Genomic DNA, 19,141 nt, shown 5'->3' on the forward strand with positions numbered 1-19,141 from the left:
GCTTGGGGGGCAAATCAGCTGACTTCGGCGGGCATAAGGTCACACATTAGGGGGAAAGAAAATGCCTGCCCCGATGCCCGGCGCAGAGCAAGACCACAAATCATGGCGATTTTGGCACGGCCGACCATGTGATGGCGCCGGAGACCACCAGCATGGCCGCGGCGACGATCGAAGCGAGGAAGAAATCGCCTGACATCTGCGCCAACAGGCCGGCGGCGATCGGGCCGATGATCTGGCCAAGGCCGAACGACGCCGTCATCAAGGCAAAGATGCGCCGGGGCGCCTGCGGCGCCTGCTGCCGCGCGGCCTGCAGGCCAAGCGCGGTGATGGCGATGAAGGTGCCGCCGAGCAGCAAACCGCCAAGCAGTGGTCCTAAATATCCGCCAAGCGCCACGCTGGCGGTGACGCCGATCACTTCTATGAGACATGCCAGCGCATAGGCGGCGTTCAGCCCGACCCGCCCGGCTATCTTCTGCCACAGCCAGGCCGAGGGAAAACCGGCAAGACCGGCGACCAGCCAGACCATGGCCTCGAAGACCCGGCCGCCGCCGCCCTGGCGGACGATGGCGACCAGGAACGTCGCCGTCACCACATAGCCAAAGCCAAACAGGCCGTAGGCGATGATGATTTTCATCAGCGACCGGTCTTTCGGCAGCGCCGGTTCACGGACGGCTTGGCCGTTTGTGAGCGGGCCTTCGTTCGCCAGCAGCGCCACGACCACGAAGCCACAAGCCGAAATTGCCGCCGACCACAACCAGCCCGCGGCCCAGCCGGCATGCTCGGTCACCAGCCCCGCCATCATCACCGCGGAGATCGCGATGCCGAGGCCGACGCCGCCAAAATGCCAGGCCTGCAGGTCGCCGCGACCGGCGGCATTGATATGGCTGAAAACGATGCTGGCCATGAAGACCATGACGAAGGCGCTGGCCAGACCGGCCAGAAAGCGGATGAGGAGAAAGGCGGCCATGGCGTCGGTCAGCCCCATCAACGCGGCAAGGATGGTGCTGGCGCCAAGACCGCCCAGCATCAGCACACGCTCGCGCCCATGCGCCCAGCCGCCCGCCGCCACAAACGCGCCGACGAGGTAGCCGAGATAGTTGGCGGACGCGATCCACCCGGCGTTGGCCGGCGACAGATGCAGCTCCTCCATCATGCCGGGCAGGATCGGCGTGTAGACGAAGCGGCCGATGCCCATGGCCACCGCCATCGCGATCATGCCGGCGAGGGTGAAGCGCAGTGCTGTTGAGGTGGCCGATCTCATTGCAGCGCACAATAAATGCAGGGATCGTTGAAACAATCCGCCATCCGTTGGGCCAGTGCGCGCGCAGAGGCGCGACGGGTTCGACTTCCAGTCAAGCCGAAGGCGCGTCGTCGGCTCAGCAGCGCCCACCCAAACCGGCGTGCAATGAAGCGGTCTCGTGCACCGTTCGCCGCGCCGTCAGCCTGAACGGCACGTCGCCCAATTCACGCTCCGACATGGTGTTCAGCACAGGATGCGACAGCGGATCGGTCAGCCAGGTCTGCGTGTCGCTTTGCGCGCGCGACCCGGACGGCGTGCCCGCAGCAAACAGAACCTTCAGTGACGACAACAGCCTTAACATTTGAGCCTCCTCAAATCTGGCTCCCATCGACAAAGTCTGCCGTTCCCTCGCGTCTTTCAATTGAGATTTCAGCCGGACCAGTTTAGAAAATCTCAAATGGCCATGCTTAACCGCGTTCATCTCAACGGCCTTCGTGCCGTCGAAACCGTTGCCCGTCTCGGCTCGCTAGCGGCGGCCGCCGGTGAGCTCAACGTTTCCGTCAGCGCCGTCAGCCAGCAGATAAGCCGCACCGAAAAGCAGCTCGGCCAGGCGCTGTTCGAGCGCACGGCGAGCGGTCTGGTGCTGACCGAGTTCGGCGCCGTCTTCGCGACCCGCCTCGGGGCTGGATTTCGCGAGCTTGCCCAGGCCGTGGCGCTGGCCGACGAAGCGAGCCAATGCACATTGGTCGTCTCGGCAGCGCCAGCCTTCGCTTCGAAATGGCTGCTGCCCAGACTGTCGCGCCACTTCGACCGCCATCCCAACGTGCTGTTGCGCATCGACGCTTCGGTGCGGCTGGCCAATCTCGACCATTCCGACGTCGACATCGCCATCCGGCTTGGCGACGGCAAATGGTCCGGCGGGCGGGCTGAACTGCTCCTGGCGCAGGAAGTGTTCCCGGTCTGCGCGCCCGACATCGCCCGAAAACTGAAATCGATCGAGGACCTTGCGCAGACCTGCGCCATCACCGACGAGCGGGCGATGATCAACTGGGAGAGTTGGTTCGCGGCGGCCGGTGTTGCGCCCGTCACCTTCCAGAAAGGCGCGCGCTTCACGGACCCGATGCTGTGCCTGGAATCGGCGATCGCCGGCCATGGCGTGATGCTGGGCTGGCAGTTGCTGACGGCGGATGCGCTGGCCGACGGGCGGCTGGTGGCGCCGTTCAGCATCCGCGCCCAGAGCGGACTCGGCTATTGGCTGGTGACCGCGTCGGCCAAGACGGAGAGCCGCAAGGTCCGGGATTTCAAGGCTTGGATCAAGGAAGAGATCGAGGCGACGATGGCGCAGTTCGGATCACTCGAAAGCGCGGCATAAAGCCTGTCCCATCCCGATGGAATCGGGATGAGGCTCTGTCGCTTTTGGCCGACCATGATCTTTTTTCGAAAACCGGTGCCCGCTTTTGGGGGCCATGGCCTGAACTGGCCCAGCGCAATCGCGGTGGAAAGGCGGGTGGCGCCGGTCTATGTAAGGTATCGGACCTCACATCACGGCAGGCAGGATCATGACTACACATTCGCGCGGCGTTTCCGCAACGATCGACACGGTGAAGCTCGACAGGCTGGCGGAAGTCGCCATCAAGGTCGGCCTGCAATTGCAGCCCGGCCAGGATCTCGTACTGACCTCGTCGATCGCGGCATTGCCGCTGACCAGGCGCATCGTCGAGCATGCCTACAAGGCCGGTGCCGGTCTGGTGACACCGATCTTCAACGATGACGAGATGACGCTGGCGCGCTATCGCTTCGGCGCCGACGCCAGCTTCGATCGCGCCGCCGGCTGGCTCTATGAAGGCATGGCGAAGGCTTTTTCCAACAATGCCGCCAGGCTTGCCGTGCGCGGCGAGGATCCGTCGCTCCTGTCGGCGCAGGACCCGGCAAAAGTGGCGCGCGCCAACAAGGCCAATTCCATGGCCTACCAGCCGGCGCTGGAAAAGATCACCGGCTTCGACATCAACTGGAACATCGTCGCCTATCCGGACCTCGCCTGGGCCAAGCAGGTGTTTCCCGATGACGCCGACGATGTCGCGGTGGCGAAGCTCGCCGACGCGATCTTCGCGGCGTCGCGGGTCGATGTGGAAGACCCGATCGGCAATTGGAAGGCGCACAACGCCGCGCTGCGCGGCCGAACCGAATGGCTGAACGGCCATAATTTCCATGCGCTGCACTTCACCGGACCAGGCACCGACCTGACGGTCGGGCTGGCGGACGGCCATGAATGGATGGGCGGCGCCTCGACCGCCAAGAACGGCATCACCTGCAATCCCAACATCCCGACCGAGGAGGTCTTCACCACGCCGCATGCCAGGCGCGTCGAGGGCCATGTCTCCTCGACCAAGCCGCTGTCCTACCAGGGAACGTTGATCGACGAGATTTCGGTGCGTTTCGAGGAAGGCAGGATCGTCGAGGCCAAGGCGTCGAAGGGCGAGGATGTGCTGAAGAAGGTGCTCGACACCGACGAGGGCGCCCGGCGTCTCGGCGAGGTGGCGCTGGTGCCGCATTCCTCGCCGATCTCGGCCAGCGGCCTGTTGTTCTTCAACACGCTTTTCGACGAAAACGCCGCCTGCCACATCGCGCTCGGCCAGTGCTATTCCAAGTGCTTTGTCGACGGTGCCTCGCTCAGCCAGGACGAGATCGCCGCGCGCGGCGGCAACAAGAGTTTCATTCACATCGACTGGATGATCGGCTCGGACAAGATCGACATTGACGGCGTCCACAAGGACGGCAGCCGCGTGCCGGTGATGCGCAAGGGCGAGTGGGCCTGAGGGGTTCGGCGTAGGGAGGTCGAATGGCGTTCGGCCTGATGGTCAAGCGGATCTACGAGCCGGCCGCTGCCGATGACGGGCAGCGGGTGCTGGTCGATCGCATCTGGCCGCGCGGCGTCAGCAAGGAGCATGCCGCGCTGGCGCTGTGGCTGAAGGAGATCGCGCCGAGCGACGAGTTGCGGAAGTGGTTCGGGCATGAGCCCGCACGCTGGGCGGAGTTCCAGAAACGCTATCGCGTCGAGTTGGATGGGAATGGTGAGGCGGTTGCGCAACTGCGCGACCTGCTCCGCCACGGCAAGGTAACGCTGCTCTACGGCGCCCATGACGAGGCGCACAACAACGCGGTGGCGCTGGCGGAGTATTTGCGCGGGAGAGGCTGAGGCGGCCATAACTTTCTGGGGCCGGCGGGACAGCGCCCCCCTCTGTCCTGCCGGACATCTCCCCCACAAGGGGGGAGATCGGCAGCTTCAACGGCTTCGCTACCTACTTCACCGCCTGCTCATAAACATCCGGCTTGAACCCAACCAGAACCCGATCGCCGATTTCCAGCACCGGCCGCTTGACCATCGTCGGCGTGGCCAGCATCAGCGCCTTGGCCTTCTTTTCATCGATGCCTTGCTTGTCCTTGTCCGCCAGTTCTCGGAATGTGGTGCTGCCCTTGTTGAGCAGCTTTTCCCAGCCGACCTTGCCGACCCAGCCATCGAGCCGCTTCGCGTCCAGCCCCTCCGTACGAAAATCGTGGAAGCGATAGGCCACGTCATGGCTCTCCAGCCAGACGCGCGCCTTCTTGACCGTGTCGCAGGTGGTGATGCCGTAGATCGTAATCGTCAAAGCGCGTCCCTCAAGCTGACAGTCGAATCCGTCCCACAGCCTAAAACCGCCCTTCCCGCTTTGCCAGCACCCAGGCCCGTAACTGCGGAATATTCGGGCAACAACCATGATGAGATGGGTTTCTTCGATGGCTGGGGCACTGTGACCGATCAGCTTGCCGAGTATGTGAAGACGATTTGAACCTCTCGCATGGAGGCCAGGACACCGTCCCGGCCGCCATGCTTGTTTCTCGATCCTGTAGCGAAGAGCCGACTCCGAAGTCGGAGCTTCCAGCCTCAGTAGTAGAAGCGCTCTTCGGTGATCTTGCCGTTCTTGACTGTGTAGAGGCCAACCTCGTCCATGGCGACACGCTCGCCGGTGGCCTTGGGCGTGACGTCAAACTTGAAGCGCACCGCGAACTGGTCGCCGTTGACATAGGGCCCTTCGACCGAGCCGCCATGCACTTCATGGTTTTCCTGCCACCATTGGCTTTTCTGCCTGAGGGCCTCCTTGCCATGGCTGACGGCCATCGGGCCCTCCATGGCTTCGTAGCTGGCGATGTCGTCGGCATTGTATTTTTCAGCAGCACCGGCGTTATCACCCTGCTTGAGGAGTTCGGTGAAATCCTTGGCAATGTCCGTGATGGTCATGTGTGTTCCTCCTGTTCAGACGCACTGCAATTAGGGAAGAGCCTGCCCGTCTGCCACCTGTGCCCACATGACAGCTGACAAAGTGTGTCAGGACGATCGATATAGCGCGGCTCTGTGACGATGAATTGCAGGAGCGCGGGCAGCGGCCTCGGTTGCGGACGCAAGCCAATTCCGCAATGCTGGATGCATGTGCAACCTCTACAACATAACCACGACGCAAGAGGCGGTCCGCCAATGGACGCGCGCGCTGCGCGATATCAGCGGCAACCTTGAACCTTCCGTTGACATCTACCCCAATCAGCCCGGCCCGGTCGTCCGCAACACGGCAGACGGGAAGCGTGAGCTGGCGAAACTGCTTTGGGGGTTGCCGACGCCACCAGAGCGCATGAAGGGTAAGGCCGACTACGGCACGACCAACGTTCGCAATCCACAATATTCGCACTGGCAACAGTTTGTCGGGGTCGAGCATAGATGCGTCGTACCGGTCACCAGTTTTGCCGAACCCAGCCCGACACCGAGCGACAAGGACCCAGAAACAGGCATCCAGCGCAATTACTGGTTTGCCCGTGACGAATGCCGGCCGCTGTTCTTCTTCGCCGGCTTCTGGACCCGTTGGCAGGGTGTTCGAAAGGTCAAGGACGGACCGGGCGACTTCGAGTTATTTGCCTTCATGACAACCAAGCCTAACGCCCTCATCGCGCCGATCCATGAGAAGGCCATGCCAGTAATCCTGACCACGTCGGAGGAGACCGAGGCCTGGCTGACGGCACCCTGGGCAGAAGCACGGCATTTGCAGCGAACAGCGCCAGACAACGCGTTGGTCATCGTTGAGAAGCCAGCCACACAAATCAAGTTTCCGCAGCAGGCACCGGCCCAAGGGTCTCTGTTCTAGGCTGAAGGGATAGCCGCGTTCCTCATTCCTCGTCTCGCCATATCACACGGCGAACCATGCGGATTTCGACAAGGCGTCTCACGCGAATTTTCAAGCGCTCAGCAGCGCTCGGCAAAATTATGTCGGCATCAAGCTCGCGAAGCTTGCAGCGCTCGCACCGCATATGCCGTTCGACATCCCAAAAGGGAATGTCACCGACAAGCTTCGCGAGATCGCCGGGCAGATAGTGCCGGGTGATGTTGCAGTGCCGGCATCGGACACGAATGAGTTGCCCCACTTCGTGCGCGAGGCATAGGGTTTGTACATTTCGGCGCGGTCGGGTGCTCAATTCCGGCATCAACTAATTTAGGAATGTCTTCCTAGATTAGTCAATTCCTACTTAATTCCATGGTCGTTTGTTCACATGTCGATCAGACCCGCGGTTGCGGGCGACCATGCGAAGGCGGAAGAGGCTAGCCCGGCAGCATGGGGCAGTTGGCGCCACGGCGCAGGCTGACATGCGCCACATCGCCAATGCTGAATTGAAACCCCTCGGCCTGGCGCGGCGCATCGATCACCACCGGGAACCCCTGCCCAAGTTCAGCATGCAGCCGCAAGGTACGGCCGTGGAAGACGATGCTGTTCACCCGCGCCGGCGCGGTTCCTTCGGTCGCCTCGGTGGCGGCCAGCAAGTCCTCCGGACGCACGCCGATGGTGCGCATCTCACCTTCGCCGGGTGCCTGGCCGGTTTCGGAGGTAGCCTCCAGCGGCAGAGCGCCGGCAGTGAAGCGCAAACGATCGCCGTCGCGGCCGACAAAGCGCGACTGCAGCAGGTTCATGGTGCCGATGAAGCTCGCCACGAACTTCGTCGCAGGCCGGTCATAGAGCGTCGCCGGCGGCGCGATCTGCTCGATGCGGCCCTTGTTCATGACGACGATGCGATCGGAGATCGACAGAGCCTCGGTCTGGTCATGGGTGACCATGACGAAGGTCGTGCCGAGCCGCGACTGCAGCCGCTTCAGTTCGACCTGCATCTGTTCGCGCAGATGCGCGTCCAGCGCCGACAGCGGCTCGTCGAGCAAGAGCACGCGCGGCTCGCAGACGATGGCGCGAGCAAGTGCCACGCGCTGGCGCTGGCCGCCCGACAATTCGGAAACACGGGCGCGAAGCTTGTCGGCGAGACCGACCATGTCCAGCGCTTCGCCGACCCGCTTTGCCTGCTCGATTCCCGACAATCTGCGCAATGACAGGCCGAAGCCGACATTGTCGGCGACATCCATATGCGGAAACAGCGCGTAATCCTGGAACACCGTATTGACCGGCCGGTCGAAAGGCCGAAGCGCCGTGATGTCGCGGCCGTCAAGCAAGACCTTGCCGCTCGACGGGCTTTCGAAGCCGGCGATGACGCGCAGGCTGGTGGTCTTGCCACAGCCTGACGGCCCGAGCAGCGTGATGAACTCGCCGCTGATAATGTCGAGATCGACGGTATCGAGCCCAACGATGCCGCCCGGGAAAACCTTGGAGACCGCCTGCAACCGGACGAGTGGATCAGGCGCCATCGCGAACCTCGGAAGGCTTCGTGGTGTTGACCCACAGGATCTGGCATTGCTCGGCGCCGGGATTGCGGAAGGCATGCAACAGCGTGCTCTTGAAGGCAAAGCTGTCGCCGGTCTTCAGCCCGTATTTTGTCGAGTCCACCACCAGTTCGGCCTCGCCCGAAAGCACGTAGCCGAATTCATGACCGGCATGGGCATAGGCTTCCGCCGTGCCGCCACCGGCCTCCACCGTCACCAGCATGCCGGTCAGCGTCGCACCGGGCGGCGACAGCAGCGCCTTGGCAATGCCTTCCGACTTGACGGGAATGGAGCGCCGCTTGTCGGCGCGCACGCAATAGAGATCGTTGACGGCCTCGTCGCCATCGGCGATCAGCGCCGAAGGCTCGATGTCGAGGGCGGCGGCGAGCGGCCAGATCACCTTGACGCGCAGCGAGGACATGCCGCGCTCGATCTGGCTCAGCGCGCCGATCGACACGCCTGCCCTGGCCGCCAGTTCGGCCAGTGACAGGCGCCGCTCCAGCCGCAGCGCCCGCACACGGCGCCCGACGCGAACATCGGCATCGTCCCTGGGTTTTTCGGCGGCGTCGTCCAGCATGTCCATGCATTCGTCCTCGTTGTCTTTCCCTTCTCCCCTTGTGGGAGAAGGTGGATCGGCGCGCAGCGCCGAGACGGATGAGGGGTGTTCCAGCGGAGTGAGACGCTGGCGTTCCCCGGAACACCCCTCATCCGGCCGCTTCGCGGCCACCTTCTCCCGCAAGGGGAGAAGGCAAGAGTGCTCACCCGCCAGCCTTCACCTTCTCGAACATCTTGGCCATATCGTCATTCTGCTTCATCGGCCCGGTGAAGATGGTGTTCTTCAGCATCACCTCGGGATCGGACGGCAGCTGCAGTTTCTCCAGTTCCTCCTTCGCCACGCCGGCGAAGGCGGTGCTCAGAGAACTGCCATAGCCATAGGACTGAATGAGATATTTGCCCGAATCGGCATCGAGCCGGCTGTTGATGAAATCATAGGCGAGATCGACATTCTTGGCGTCCTTCAACATCACAAAGCCGCAGGCCCAGGTCAGCATGCCTTCCTTCGGCTTCATGAACTCGACCGGCACGCCCTGCTTCTTCAGCGAGGTGGCCGACGCGTTCCAGGTCATGGCGGCGACAAGCTGGCCGCTGGCCAGCGCCTGCTCGACCGACGTCATGTCCGTGGTGTAGCTCGACAGCAGCGGGCGTTGTTCGCGCAGCTTTGCCGCGACCTTGTCCATCTCAGCGGGCGTCATGTCGAACGGATTGACGCCGGCCAGAAGCGCGGCGACGATCGGCGTGTCATGCACGGCGTCGATCGTCGCCATGCGTCCGGCATATTGCTTGTCCCACAGCAGGTTCCAGCTTGCCTCGGGGTTCTTCACCAGATCGGTGCGGTAGAGGATGGAGGTGTTGCCCCAGTCCCACGGCACCATCCACACCTTGCCGTCGCCGGCCTGCAGGTCGGGCAGGTTCTTGAACACCGGGAAGATCGAATCCCAGTTCTTGATGCGCTTGGTGTCGATCGGCTGCAGCAGGCCTTCCTTGTTCCAGCGCGCCACCTTGTCGTAGCAGGGATGCGCGATGTCGGGCCGGAAGCCGGCCTTGACCTTGGTGAAGGCATCGTCGTCGTCGCCGAAGATCGAGGCCTCGACGCCATCGGGATGGGCGGCGAGGAAGCTCTTGTTGAAATCAGGCAGTTCGTAACCCGACCAGGTGAAATATTGCAGCTTTTCGGCGGCCGGCGCTACGGTCGAAGACAGTGCTAGCGCCAGCGCGGCGAGGCCGGCGCGCGCCTTGTATCCGGTTATCGATGTCAGGTGGAATGTCATTTTCGTTCTCCTCTCATTGTTATGGTCAGGCTGGATCGCGGCGCGCGGCACCGAGCCCGCGATGGCGCAGGATCTCGGCAGTGCCGGCGATGATGAAGGATGTGGCCAGGATCACCGTCCCCAGCGCCATGACGGTCGGCAGCGAGCGGGGAAAGCGCAGTTGGCTCCAGATATAGAGCGGCAGGGTCGGCTCGGTTCCGGCAAGGAAGAAGACGACGATGAACTCGTCGAAGGAGATCAGGAAGGCCAGCATGAAGGCCGACAGCACGGCGGGCAGGCTGAGCGGCAGCATGACGCGCCGGAACGTCGTCCAGTCGGAGGCGCCGAGGTCGAGCGCCGCCTCACGAACCGTCCTGGGGATGGCGGCGAAACGGCTGCGCATGACGACCACGGTCGTCGGCAAAGCCACGAGTATGTGGCCGAGCACGATGGCGACTCGCGACGGCCCAAGGCCGATGAGGTTGATCAGGATCAGCAACGATATGCCGACGATGACGCCAGGGATGAGGATCGGCAGCCGGGCTATGGCGCTTATGGTGGCGGCAAGCGGCGAGCGGCCATAGAGGTCCATATAGGACACGGTGATGCCGCACAGCGTGGCGCCGGAAGCGGCGATGGCGCCGATGACGAGGCTGTTCAGGAGCGCGCCGGACAGCGCCGGATTGCCGTAGAGCGTCGCATACCATTGCGACGTAAAACCCTGCAGCGGAAATGCCGCCTGGATGGAATCGTTGAAGGAAAACAGCGGAATCAGCAGGACCGGCAGATAGAGAAACACCAGATAGGCAAGCACGTAGAGGCCGAGCCAGCGGCCATCCCGTTTCGTGCCGGCGCGTTCGGCTTTCATGTGCGGCTGCCAAATCTGCGGTCGGCGCCGCGCGCGACCAGCACCACGACGAGGATGACCAGCATGACACAGACCGAAAGGGCGGCGCCGAACGGCCAATCATTGGCCTTGCCGAACTGCGACTGGATCAGCGTGCCGATCATGGTGCTGGCCGGGCCGCCGACCATGGCCGGCGTGACATAGTCGCCGACCGTCGGCACGAAGACGACGAGCGCGGCCGCCAGCACGCCCGGCATGGAGTTCGGCAGCACGACGCGGCGGAACGCGGTAAACGGCCGCGCGCCGAGGTCGGAGGCAGCCTCGAGCAGCGATTTCGGGATGGTGTCGAGCGCCACATAGATCGGCAGGATGGCGAAGGGCGCATAGGCGTGAGCCAGCGTGACGACCACAGCGGCCGGCGTGTTGAGAAAGGCCAGTGTCGGCTCCGACCAGATGCCGCTTTCGATCAGCGCCGAGTTCAGGACGCCGTTATAGGCGAGCACGATCTTCCAGGCGAAGACGCGCAGGAGATAGCTGGTCCAGAATGGCAGCGTCACCAGGAACAAGAGCAGGCCGCGCCGGCGCCCGGCATGGAAGGCAAGATAATAGGCGACGGGATAGGCGGTGGCGACGGTTGCCAGCGTCACCAGGCCGGCGATGACCAGCGAGCGCAGCGTCACCGTCCAGTAGAGCGGATCGGTGGCCACGGTGACGAAGTTCTCGATGGTCAGCCCGACGCCGAGGAGCGAGCCGTCATTGCCGCGGAAGGCGAGGAACAGCACTAGGCCAAGCGCGAACAGGATCAGCAGGAAAGTGACCAGCGCCCCTGGCAAAAGCATGGCGAGCCGGAAGCCCGATGAAGACCGGGCCGCTGGCGCTTGTGCTGCAACTAAGGCCGACATCGACCTGCCCACCAAATTTGAAATTGGCTAACAATTTTTCATATTCGTGAAACTGTCAAGCAGAATCCGGCTTTCCTGAATTGGTCGTCATCAACGCTCCAGCGACTGCCGGAACGCTTGGGGCTTTGCCCGGTATGGTCAAAAAGCCGTAGCCGACCTGGTAAGCCTGCCGTTCTCGGCCGCGTTCGTCAGCTAATCTCATCCGAACCGTTTGGCCGGTGTGCCTCGAACGCCTGCGCGCACCGCGAACAGCCCGCCCTCCTGCGGGTTTGCCTGCAAATGTCTCTCGCTCATGGTAAACCGCGCCGAAGTGACGAAGAGGGTATCGAAATTCTCGCCGCCGAAGGTGCAGCTCGTGGGCCAGCTGCACGGCAGGTCCACCACCTTGTCCAGGACCCCGTCAGGTGAAATGCGAACCAGGCACCCGCCCCCCGCAACGCGACAGTTCCAGACATAGCCTTCCGCATCCATGCACGACCCGTCCGGCAGACCGCGTGGAAAGTCCGAGAAGAAAGGACGCCTATCGGTTATTCGCGACCGCACCCTGTCCCAGCGATAACGAAAGACCTGGTTCTTCGTCGTGTCCGCCGTGATGAAGGCATTATCCGCTGTCCAGATCATCGTGTTGGTGATGCCGAAGCGATCGGCACTGAGCGCCTCGACAATGCCGGCTGTGTCGACGCGATAGATCCGCCCCGCATCTCGCGAAATATCGCGCGCAAGATCATCGTCGTCGATGTTGTTTTCCATGGTGCCGACCCAGAACGAGCCGTCCGGGGCGACCACGCCCTCATTCAACCGTGTGTCAGGGCTGTCCGGTTCGATCGTCGCGATCGTCCTGAAGGCTTCTCCGAAATCCCACAGAGCCACATCCTTTCGCAGCCCGACGATCGCGCCACCGTCCCCGCGCAGGCCAATCGAGGTTGCGAGGTCCGGTGTCTGCCAACTCTGATGATCGCGAGTAACCGGATCGAGCTGGTGGATGCGTCGCCCGACTATATCCACCCAGATCAGTGTCTTCCTGTTCTCGTCCCAGAGCAGGCTCTCACCGACGATATCCTGGGCATCGAACGCCAAGCCTGGCCGTTTTTCTCCGCTATCCACTGCCCTTCCCCTCCAACTGTCGCGTAGTCAACCGCTATTGACAGACAAGATTTCCCAAAGATATACACATTTCAAGAAAACATGTCATACAGGTTTTGGGCAAATGGTAAGCGATCGCAGCATAGGGCCTGACGAGACAAATCCCGGGCTGGTGAGCGCCGCCATTCAGGCCATCACCCAACACATCCGCGTTGAAGGCCTTGGCCCTGGCGACCTCTTGCCCAGTGAAGCCGACATGACCCGCAAGCTCAATGTCTCGCGCACGGTGGTGCGGGAGGCGTTTCGGTCGCTGTCGGCGATGCGCCTGATCGACATGAGCGCCGGGCGGCGCGCCAGCGTTGCCAAGCTCGACATTGGCGCGATGTCGATGGTGATCGAGCACGGCGTCACGACCGAACAGATCAGCATCCAGCAGGTCTATGATGTGCGCCGCACCATCGAAATGCGCACGGTGGCGCTGGCCGCGCTCCGGCGGACCGACGCGGAGGCGGCTGACGTTCAGAAATGCGCGCAGCTGATGCGCGAGAATTACCGTGCGCCGGAGATCGTCATGGAACACGACATCGCATTCCATGAAGCGATCGCGCGGGCCTCTCACAACCCGGTGTTTTCGTTGATCATCAACGCCTTCAGCGGCGTCACGCGACGCACCTGGGTGATCGGCTGGCGTACGCGTGCAACCGAGGAAGAGCAGATCAAGATGATCGAGGGGCACGCGGATATTGCTCGGGCGATCATCGCGGGGAACCCGCAACTCGCCGCCGAACATATGGCCGCGCATTTCGACAAAAGCGTCAAGGCATTGATCGACGCGGGGATCGCATGAAAATCCGCTCGCTTGAGACCATTCGTATCGAAGAGCGGCCCAATCTGCTCTGGATCGAGGTGCATACCGACGAGGGCATCACCGGCCTTGGCGAAACCTTTTTCTTGGCCCGCACGGTCGAGGAATATGTCCATGAATATGTCGCGCCGCGCGTGATCGGCCGCGATCCACTGCAGATCGATCTGCTTTCCGCGGACCTGGTCGGCTATCTTGGTTTCCGCTCAAGCGGGGTCGAAGTCCGCGGCAATTCCGCCTTCGACATCGCGCTCTGGGATATTTTCGGCAAGGCCATGAACCAGCCGATCGCGCAACTCCTGGGAGGCTTTTCGCGGCAGTCCATCCGTACCTACAACACCTGCGCCGGCACCGAATACATCAAGGACGGCAAGGGGCAGACCACCGCGAATTATGGTCTCGGCACAAGGCAAGGCTACGACGACCTGAACGGGTTTCTCCACCGCGCCGACGAATTGGCAGCGGAGCTGCTCGAGGACGGCATCACGGCCATGAAGATCTGGCCTTTCGACCATGCGGCCGAGAAAAGCCGAGGGCAAGACATCAACGCCGGCGACCTGAAAGCCGCGCTGCAACCCTTCGAGAAGATCCGCAAAGCTGTCGGTGACAAGATCGACATCATGGTCGAGTTCCACTCCATGTGGCAGCTCTTGCCCGCGATCAAGATTGCCAAGGCGCTCGGGCCTTACGGCACGTACTGGCATGAGGATCCCATCCGCATGGACAGCCTCGCCGATCTCAAGCGCTATGAGGCCGCGAGCCCGGCACCGATCTCGGCGTCGGAAACCTTGGGCAGTCGCTGGGCATTCCGCGACCTTCTGGAGACCGGCGCCGCAGGCATCGTCATGCTGGACATTTCCTGGTGCGGCGGGCTTTCCGAAGCACGCAAGATCGCGGCGATGGCTGAGGCCTGGCATTTGCCGGTCGCGCCGCACGACTGCACCGGGCCGGTGGTTCTGGCGGCGTCCACGCATTTGTCCCTCAACGCGCCCAACGCACTCGTACAGGAGAGTGTGCGGGCATTTTACAGGACCTGGTATCGCGACCTCGTGACCGCGCTACCGGAAGTCAAGGACGGCATGATCACCGTGCCGCCTGGCCCCGGCCTCGGGCTGGAACTCAATCCCGACCTCGGTCGGGCCTACACCGTCCATCGCCGCGTCTCCGACAAGGCGGACATCTGAAGAACACCAACGGGAGGATTAGTAATGAAACGACTGACTGCAACGCTTTTGCTCGCGACGACACTGTTCGCCGGGCCTTCCGTCGCCAGCGCCGACGGGCTCAACATCGTCTTCACGCACCATTCGTCGGCCTCGAACATCTTCTGGCAGGCGGTGAAAAAGGGCTTTGACGATGCCTGCGGCAAGGTCGAGGCCAAGTGCAACATGATTTTCACCCAGACCGAAGGCTCGGTCGAGCAGCAACTCGCCAACATGCGCGCCGCGCTTGCGGCAAAGCCGGATGCCCTGCTGACCTCGATTGTCGACAACAAGGCGTTCGACGACGTCATCAAGGAAGCGCGAGATGCCGGTGTGTTGGTGATTGCCGTCAATGTGGATGACACCGAGGGCGCCAAGGGCAATGCGCGGCAGGCCTTCATAGGGCAGGGTTTCAAGCCGGCGGGCTATTCGCTCGGCAAGGCGATTTCCGAGAGCTTCCCGAAAGAGGGGGCAATCAAGGTTCTGGTCGGCATTTCCGCACCCGGCCAGAACTGGTCCGAAAGCCGCGGCGCAGGCGTGATGCAGTTCCTGGAAGAGTACAAGGCGGCCCACCCCGACCGCCAGGTCTCATGGGAGCGGATCGACAGCGGAACGGACCTCGCGATCACGTCCGATCGTGTCGGCGCCTATCTCAATGCGCATCCCGACACCACAGCCTATTTCGACACCGGCTTCTGGTGCGCGGGCGTAGCGCGGTCGCTGCAGGATCGCGGCGTCGCGCCGGGCAAGGTCCTCCTTGGCGGGTTCGATCTGGTGCCGGAAGTCCTGCAGCAGATGCAGAAGGGCTACGTACAGGCTTTGGTGGACCAACAGCCCTACATGCAGGGCTTCATGCCGGTCATGGAAGCCTACCTGAACAAGAAGGTAGGTCTGGCGCCCTCCGACATCGATACGGGTCAAGGCATCGTGCGCCCGAATCAGGCCGACGCGATCATGACACTTTCATCGCAAGGCCTGCGTTAAGCCCACGCGCGCCATGTGTTCACCCGGCGGTGTTCGCACCGCCGGGTGGTCCCTTGCCTCGAATTCCTGGAGCCTGCCTTGAAACGCCTCTTCAAGACCTATCTGGAAAAGCCGGAACTGGCGGGACTGATCCTGCTGGTGCTTCTGGTGGTGATTTTCGAGATCCGCTCGAATGGCGTGTTCCTCAACCAGGATAACCTTCGCGGCATGCTCGGCATTCTGCCGGAAACGGGCCTCGTCGCCATCGGCGTCACCATCTTGATGATCAGCGGCGAGTTCGACCTTTCGGTTGGATCGGTGTTTGCCCTGATGCCGATGTGCATGGCGGTCCTCATGGTCGAAGGGGTGCCTTTCCCGCTTGCCTTGCTGGCCGGGCTTGTCGTTTGCGCGGTGATCGGATTTATCAACGGCTATGTGACGATCTGGTTCGAGATCCCGAGCTTCATCACCACGCTCGGCATGCTTTTCATCGCCCGGTCGCTGACGATCGTCGTCTCGGGCGGGTTTCCACCCTTGCTTCCCGCCGATCTTCCGAACTGGCTGTTCACTTCGTTCGTCGGACCCGGCAACATGTTCCGCATGTCGTTCCTGTGGTTTGCGGGAATTGCCCTGCTGACGTCACTGATGCTTTCCAGAACCAATTTCGGCAATTGGATAAAGGCCACCGGCGGCTTCCACCCGGCTGCCGCCTCCATGGGCATCCCGACCGCGAGAGTAAAACTCGCATGCTTCGTGCTTTGCTCGATGCTGTCGGGCTTCGCCGGCATGTTGCAAGTGCTGAGGCTGGGCTCTCCCTTGCCTTCCATCGGCGAAGGCCTGGAGCTCCAGGCGGTGGCCTCGGCGGTCATCGGCGGCGCGTCGCTCGCAGGCGGCATCGGTACGGTCGCTGGCGGCATCATCGGCACAATCCTCATCCGCATCATCGACAACGGGCTGGTGCTCTCCAATGTCGACGCGAACTGGTTCAAATTCGCGATCGGCTTCCTGACCATTTTCGCCGTCGTCGCCAACGCCTGGATGCGCAAGCGCGCCAAGGCGATCAAGATGGAGGGCTGAGCCATGGAAGACGCAATCATCTCCGTCCGCAATCTTCACAAATGGTATTCCGGCGTCCATGCGTTGAAGGGCGTGAGCCTCGACCTGAAGCGAGGCGAGGCACTTGGGCTGGTCGGCGACAACGGTGCCGGCAAATCGACGCTCATCAACATTCTGTCAGGCGTCCACACCGCCGACGAGGGCGAGATCCTGGTCGAAGGCAGACCAGTGCGAATCGCCAGGCCGCGCGACGCGATGAACCTCGGTATCGAGACCATCTACCAGTACAATTCGATGGTCCCCACCATGTCGATCGCCAGGAACCTGTTTATCGGCCGCGAACCGACGCTGTTTTCCGTATTCGGCGTCGGCATCCTGGATCAAAAGCAGATGGCCAGCGAGAGCATCAAGGCGATCGCCAATGTCGACCTGCATTTGCGCTCGCCCGACGCACTGGTCGGTGAATTGTCAGGCGGCCAGCGGCAGGGCGTCGCCATCGCGCGGGCCATGCATTTCAAGTCGAAGGTGATGATCCTCGACGAGCCGACCAATCACCTTTCGGTCAAGGAGACCAGCAAGGTCATCGGCTTTGTGCGTGGATTGAAGGCGCAAGGGGTGACCGGCGTTTTCATCAGCCACAACATGCATCACGTTTTTGATTGCTGTGATCGTGTGGTCGCGATGGCGCGCGGCGAGGTCGTTCTCGACAAGCGCATCGAGGAAACCTCCATCGATGAAGTTCACAACGTGCTTTGAGGAGCGGGAACGGTGATGACGAACCTTTCCGGTAAAGTCGTGCTCCTGACGGGTGGTCTGGGTTCGCTCGGCCGCGCCCAGGCTGCCGCGCTTGCCCGCGCTGGCGCGCGCGTGCTTCTGCTTGACCGACCGGAGAATGCGGAAGGGCCCAAGATCGCGGCGGAATTGGCGGCGACAAACAAAGGTACGATCGTCTATGTCGGTTGCGACTTGAACCAGCTGGCCGAAGCCGAGGCAGCGGTCAAGGCGCTCGCCGACGAAGAAGGCACGATCGATATTCTGATCAACAACGCGGCGCTCATCATCAACCGTCCGTTCGAGGAATTCTCACTTGGCGAGTACGAGGACCAGATCCGTGTGAATTCGTCAGCCGCCTTCGCGCTGGCGCGCGCCTGCGCGCCTGGCATGAAGAGGAAGGGCCAGGGCAGGATCGTCAATTTCTGCTCGGTGACGCTGAACGGCCGCTGGGACGGCTACGTGCCCTATGTGGCCTCGAAGGGAGCCATGCTGGGACTCACCAAGTCGCTGGCGCGGGAATTGGGACCACACGGCATCACCGTGAACGCGGTGTCGCCAGGGGCCGTCGTTTCCGAGGCAGAGGAGCGCGTCTTCGGAGAACGGCTCGAGGAATACAACGACTGGATCCTTACCAACCAATGCCTGAAGCGACGCATCGAGCCGCAGCATATCGCCGATCTCGTGCTGTTCCTCGTCTCCCCGGCCTCGGACATGATCAGCGGTCAGAACATCAACATCGATGGCGGATGGTAGCCATAGCGGCCCTTCAATGACAAATGGCGATGAGATCGAACTTGCCGACGGGCGTGCAAGCCTTGTGGTGCGTCCCCGCGAGGGCGCCGCCATCCTGCGCTACGACGCTCTCCGCCCCGGCCGAGCACCTACGCCTCTGCTTGAGCCATCGAGAGGTCTGCTGAAGTTCGGGTCTCAACTGCTGATTCCCTGGTCAAACCGCATTTCCGGTGGAGGCTTCGAGTTTGACGGGCGCTTCCATGCGATAGAGCCCAATGTCGAAGGCGAGCGGTTCCCACTCCACGGCGACGCATTTCAAAGACCGTGGCGGTTGACGAGGCGAACCGGCACTGAAATCGAGCTGGCTCTGGAGGATGGGGCGATCGGACCCTACCGCTACCATGCAAGCGTCCGCTATGCATTGGAGGAAGGCGCGCTGTCCGCCGTGCTGGCTGTCGAAAACCGAGCCGCCATCCGCCTGCCCTACGGGCTGGGCTTCCACCCCTGGTTTCCGCGCCGCCCGCGCACTCTGCTGCAAGCATCGGCGCACAGTGTCTGGTTGGAAGACGAACGACACCTGCCGACGGGGGTGGTGCCGCTGGCCTCCCGGCCGGACTGGGACTTTTCGCAAGCCGCGCCGCTTCCCGACGCCTGGGTCAACAATGCCTTCGAAGGCTGGAACGGGCACGCCTCGATCATCCAGCCGGACGACGCCATCGCCCTCACGGTCGAGGCATCGCCCTCGCTGAATGTCTTCGTCCTCTATTCACCGGCACGAGACGCTGATTTCTTCTGCTTCGAACCCGTTTCACATGTGGTGGACGCCCATCACGGCAGCGGCCTGACGACGCTGGAAAAAGGCGGATCGACAAGCGCGCATTTGCGGTTACGCTGGGGTGAGCTATAGCGCCAGATCGGAAGTCGCGAAGCGGTGCAGTGGCATGGTGGCAA

General features: G+C 62.5%; 21 protein-coding genes. 11 read left to right on the top strand and 10 right to left on the bottom strand.

The window, feature by feature from the left end; translation table 11 throughout:
- Window positions 1-100: 100 nt before the first annotated feature.
- Window positions 101-1,261: a YbfB/YjiJ family MFS transporter gene (locus CK227_RS00855; RefSeq protein WP_095771089.1), complete on the bottom strand. Its 1,161-nt coding sequence runs from the start codon at window positions 1,259-1,261 to the stop codon at window positions 101-103.
- Between the two features lie 115 nt (window positions 1,262-1,376).
- Window positions 1,377-1,601 carry a hypothetical protein gene (locus tag CK227_RS00860; RefSeq protein ID WP_095771090.1) on the bottom strand — a complete coding sequence of 75 codons (225 nt, stop codon included), beginning with the start codon at window positions 1,599-1,601 and terminating at the stop codon, window positions 1,377-1,379.
- Window positions 1,602-1,697: 96 nt separating this feature from the next.
- Here CK227_RS00860 and CK227_RS00865 point away from each other — a divergent pair, with 96 nt between their 5' ends.
- The 3 genes from CK227_RS00865 to CK227_RS00875 all read left to right on the top strand — a co-directional run bounded on the left by CK227_RS00865 (window position 1,698) and on the right by CK227_RS00875 (window position 4,436).
- Window positions 1,698-2,612 carry a LysR substrate-binding domain-containing protein gene (locus tag CK227_RS00865; RefSeq protein ID WP_095771091.1) on the top strand — a complete coding sequence of 305 codons (915 nt, stop codon included), beginning with the start codon at window positions 1,698-1,700 and terminating at the stop codon, window positions 2,610-2,612.
- A gap of 187 nt (window positions 2,613-2,799) precedes the next feature.
- A complete protein-coding gene (locus CK227_RS00870; RefSeq protein WP_095771092.1) occupies window positions 2,800-4,056 on the top strand; it encodes an aminopeptidase in 1,257 nt (418 codons plus the stop codon).
- 23 nt (window positions 4,057-4,079) lie between these two features.
- Window positions 4,080-4,436: a DUF488 domain-containing protein gene (locus tag CK227_RS00875; RefSeq protein WP_095771093.1), complete on the top strand. Its 357-nt coding sequence runs from the start codon at window positions 4,080-4,082 to the stop codon at window positions 4,434-4,436.
- Between the two features lie 103 nt (window positions 4,437-4,539).
- On the opposite strand, the gene CK227_RS00880 is transcribed toward CK227_RS00875, so the two are convergent.
- The gene (locus CK227_RS00880; protein ID WP_095771094.1) at window positions 4,540-4,887 is read right to left on the bottom strand and encodes an ArsC family reductase; all 348 of its coding nucleotides are present in this window, start codon (window positions 4,885-4,887) and stop codon (window positions 4,540-4,542) included.
- Window positions 4,888-5,162: 275 nt separating this feature from the next.
- On the bottom strand, window positions 5,163-5,516 hold the full coding sequence (locus tag CK227_RS00890; protein WP_095771095.1) for a SnoaL-like domain-containing protein: 354 nt from the start codon (window positions 5,514-5,516) through the stop codon (window positions 5,163-5,165).
- Between the two features lie 187 nt (window positions 5,517-5,703).
- On the opposite strand from CK227_RS00890, the gene CK227_RS00895 reads away from it, so the two are divergent.
- Window positions 5,704-6,408 carry an SOS response-associated peptidase gene (locus tag CK227_RS00895; protein ID WP_095771096.1) on the top strand — a complete coding sequence of 235 codons (705 nt, stop codon included), beginning with the start codon at window positions 5,704-5,706 and terminating at the stop codon, window positions 6,406-6,408.
- Window positions 6,409-6,860: 452 nt separating this feature from the next.
- Here the strand turns inward: CK227_RS00895 and CK227_RS00905 are convergent, their stop codons facing one another.
- The 6 genes from CK227_RS00905 to CK227_RS00930 all read right to left on the bottom strand — a co-directional run bounded on the left by CK227_RS00905 (window position 6,861) and on the right by CK227_RS00930 (window position 12,595).
- The gene (locus CK227_RS00905; protein WP_095771097.1) at window positions 6,861-7,946 is read right to left on the bottom strand and encodes an ABC transporter ATP-binding protein; all 1,086 of its coding nucleotides are present in this window, start codon (window positions 7,944-7,946) and stop codon (window positions 6,861-6,863) included.
- Window positions 7,936-8,544, bottom strand: coding sequence for a cupin domain-containing protein (locus CK227_RS00910; RefSeq protein ID WP_095771098.1), 609 nt, complete (start codon window positions 8,542-8,544; stop codon window positions 7,936-7,938). The genes CK227_RS00905 and CK227_RS00910 overlap by 11 nt, the downstream gene beginning before the upstream one ends.
- A gap of 175 nt (window positions 8,545-8,719) precedes the next feature.
- Entirely contained in the window at window positions 8,720-9,790 is a 1,071-nt protein-coding gene (locus CK227_RS00915) for an ABC transporter substrate-binding protein (RefSeq protein WP_095771099.1), read from the bottom strand.
- A 25-nt stretch (window positions 9,791-9,815) separates the two neighbouring features.
- Window positions 9,816-10,637, bottom strand: a complete 822-nt coding sequence (locus CK227_RS00920; protein ID WP_095771100.1) for an ABC transporter permease — start codon at window positions 10,635-10,637, stop codon at window positions 9,816-9,818.
- A complete protein-coding gene (locus tag CK227_RS00925) occupies window positions 10,634-11,518 on the bottom strand; it encodes an ABC transporter permease (RefSeq protein WP_095771101.1) in 885 nt (294 codons plus the stop codon). Before CK227_RS00925 ends, CK227_RS00920 begins: the two co-directional genes overlap by 4 nt.
- A 198-nt stretch (window positions 11,519-11,716) precedes the next feature.
- Entirely contained in the window at window positions 11,717-12,595 is an 879-nt protein-coding gene (locus CK227_RS00930) for an SMP-30/gluconolactonase/LRE family protein (protein ID WP_245318036.1), read from the bottom strand.
- A 130-nt stretch (window positions 12,596-12,725) separates the two neighbouring features.
- Here CK227_RS00930 and CK227_RS00935 point away from each other — a divergent pair, with 130 nt between their 5' ends.
- The 7 genes from CK227_RS00935 to CK227_RS00965 all read left to right on the top strand — a co-directional run bounded on the left by CK227_RS00935 (window position 12,726) and on the right by CK227_RS00965 (window position 19,097).
- Window positions 12,726-13,448: a FadR/GntR family transcriptional regulator gene (locus CK227_RS00935; protein WP_095771103.1), complete on the top strand. Its 723-nt coding sequence runs from the start codon at window positions 12,726-12,728 to the stop codon at window positions 13,446-13,448.
- A complete protein-coding gene (locus CK227_RS00940) occupies window positions 13,445-14,647 on the top strand; it encodes a mandelate racemase/muconate lactonizing enzyme family protein (RefSeq protein ID WP_095771104.1) in 1,203 nt (400 codons plus the stop codon). Before CK227_RS00935 ends, CK227_RS00940 begins: the two co-directional genes overlap by 4 nt.
- A gap of 24 nt (window positions 14,648-14,671) precedes the next feature.
- Window positions 14,672-15,649 (top strand): sugar ABC transporter substrate-binding protein, encoded by a 978-nt coding sequence (locus CK227_RS00945; protein ID WP_095771105.1) that lies wholly within the window; start codon window positions 14,672-14,674, stop codon window positions 15,647-15,649.
- Window positions 15,650-15,727: 78 nt separating this feature from the next.
- A complete protein-coding gene (locus tag CK227_RS00950) occupies window positions 15,728-16,705 on the top strand; it encodes an ABC transporter permease (protein ID WP_095771106.1) in 978 nt (325 codons plus the stop codon).
- Between the two features lie 3 nt (window positions 16,706-16,708).
- Window positions 16,709-17,440: an ATP-binding cassette domain-containing protein gene (locus tag CK227_RS00955; protein WP_095771107.1), complete on the top strand. Its 732-nt coding sequence runs from the start codon at window positions 16,709-16,711 to the stop codon at window positions 17,438-17,440.
- A gap of 15 nt (window positions 17,441-17,455) precedes the next feature.
- Window positions 17,456-18,211 (top strand): SDR family oxidoreductase, encoded by a 756-nt coding sequence (locus CK227_RS00960; RefSeq protein ID WP_095771108.1) that lies wholly within the window; start codon window positions 17,456-17,458, stop codon window positions 18,209-18,211.
- Window positions 18,212-18,227: 16 nt separating this feature from the next.
- On the top strand, window positions 18,228-19,097 hold the full coding sequence (locus CK227_RS00965; RefSeq protein ID WP_245318037.1) for an aldose 1-epimerase: 870 nt from the start codon (window positions 18,228-18,230) through the stop codon (window positions 19,095-19,097).
- The last annotated feature ends 44 nt before the right edge of the window (window positions 19,098-19,141 follow it).

The sequence above is a fragment of the Mesorhizobium sp. WSM4308 genome (genome assembly GCF_002294905.1).
Classification (GTDB): Bacteria; Pseudomonadota; Alphaproteobacteria; order Rhizobiales; family Rhizobiaceae; genus Mesorhizobium.

Excerpts from the sequence above, each read along its gene's own strand:
- CK227_RS00855 (WP_095771089.1), bottom strand. The coding sequence starts at position 1,261 with ATGAGATCGGCCACCTCAACAGCACTGCGCTTCACCCTCGCCGGCATG.
- CK227_RS00860 (WP_095771090.1), bottom strand. The coding sequence starts at position 1,601 with ATGTTAAGGCTGTTGTCGTCACTGAAGGTTCTGTTTGCTGCGGGCACG.
- CK227_RS00865 (WP_095771091.1), top strand. The coding sequence starts at position 1,698 with ATGGCCATGCTTAACCGCGTTCATCTCAACGGCCTTCGTGCCGTCGAA.
- CK227_RS00870 (WP_095771092.1), top strand. The coding sequence starts at position 2,800 with ATGACTACACATTCGCGCGGCGTTTCCGCAACGATCGACACGGTGAAG.
- CK227_RS00875 (WP_095771093.1), top strand. The coding sequence starts at position 4,080 with ATGGCGTTCGGCCTGATGGTCAAGCGGATCTACGAGCCGGCCGCTGCC.
- CK227_RS00890 (WP_095771095.1), bottom strand. The coding sequence starts at position 5,516 with ATGACCATCACGGACATTGCCAAGGATTTCACCGAACTCCTCAAGCAG.
- CK227_RS00895 (WP_095771096.1), top strand. The coding sequence starts at position 5,704 with ATGTGCAACCTCTACAACATAACCACGACGCAAGAGGCGGTCCGCCAA.
- CK227_RS00905 (WP_095771097.1), bottom strand. The coding sequence starts at position 7,946 with ATGGCGCCTGATCCACTCGTCCGGTTGCAGGCGGTCTCCAAGGTTTTC.
- CK227_RS00910 (WP_095771098.1), bottom strand. The coding sequence starts at position 8,544 with ATGGACATGCTGGACGACGCCGCCGAAAAACCCAGGGACGATGCCGAT.
- CK227_RS00915 (WP_095771099.1), bottom strand. The coding sequence starts at position 9,790 with ATGACATTCCACCTGACATCGATAACCGGATACAAGGCGCGCGCCGGC.
- CK227_RS00920 (WP_095771100.1), bottom strand. The coding sequence starts at position 10,637 with ATGAAAGCCGAACGCGCCGGCACGAAACGGGATGGCCGCTGGCTCGGC.
- CK227_RS00925 (WP_095771101.1), bottom strand. The coding sequence starts at position 11,518 with ATGTCGGCCTTAGTTGCAGCACAAGCGCCAGCGGCCCGGTCTTCATCG.
- CK227_RS00935 (WP_095771103.1), top strand. The coding sequence starts at position 12,726 with ATGGTAAGCGATCGCAGCATAGGGCCTGACGAGACAAATCCCGGGCTG.
- CK227_RS00940 (WP_095771104.1), top strand. The coding sequence starts at position 13,445 with ATGAAAATCCGCTCGCTTGAGACCATTCGTATCGAAGAGCGGCCCAAT.
- CK227_RS00945 (WP_095771105.1), top strand. The coding sequence starts at position 14,672 with ATGAAACGACTGACTGCAACGCTTTTGCTCGCGACGACACTGTTCGCC.
- CK227_RS00955 (WP_095771107.1), top strand. The coding sequence starts at position 16,709 with ATGGAAGACGCAATCATCTCCGTCCGCAATCTTCACAAATGGTATTCC.
- CK227_RS00960 (WP_095771108.1), top strand. The coding sequence starts at position 17,456 with ATGACGAACCTTTCCGGTAAAGTCGTGCTCCTGACGGGTGGTCTGGGT.
- CK227_RS00965 (WP_245318037.1), top strand. The coding sequence starts at position 18,228 with ATGACAAATGGCGATGAGATCGAACTTGCCGACGGGCGTGCAAGCCTT.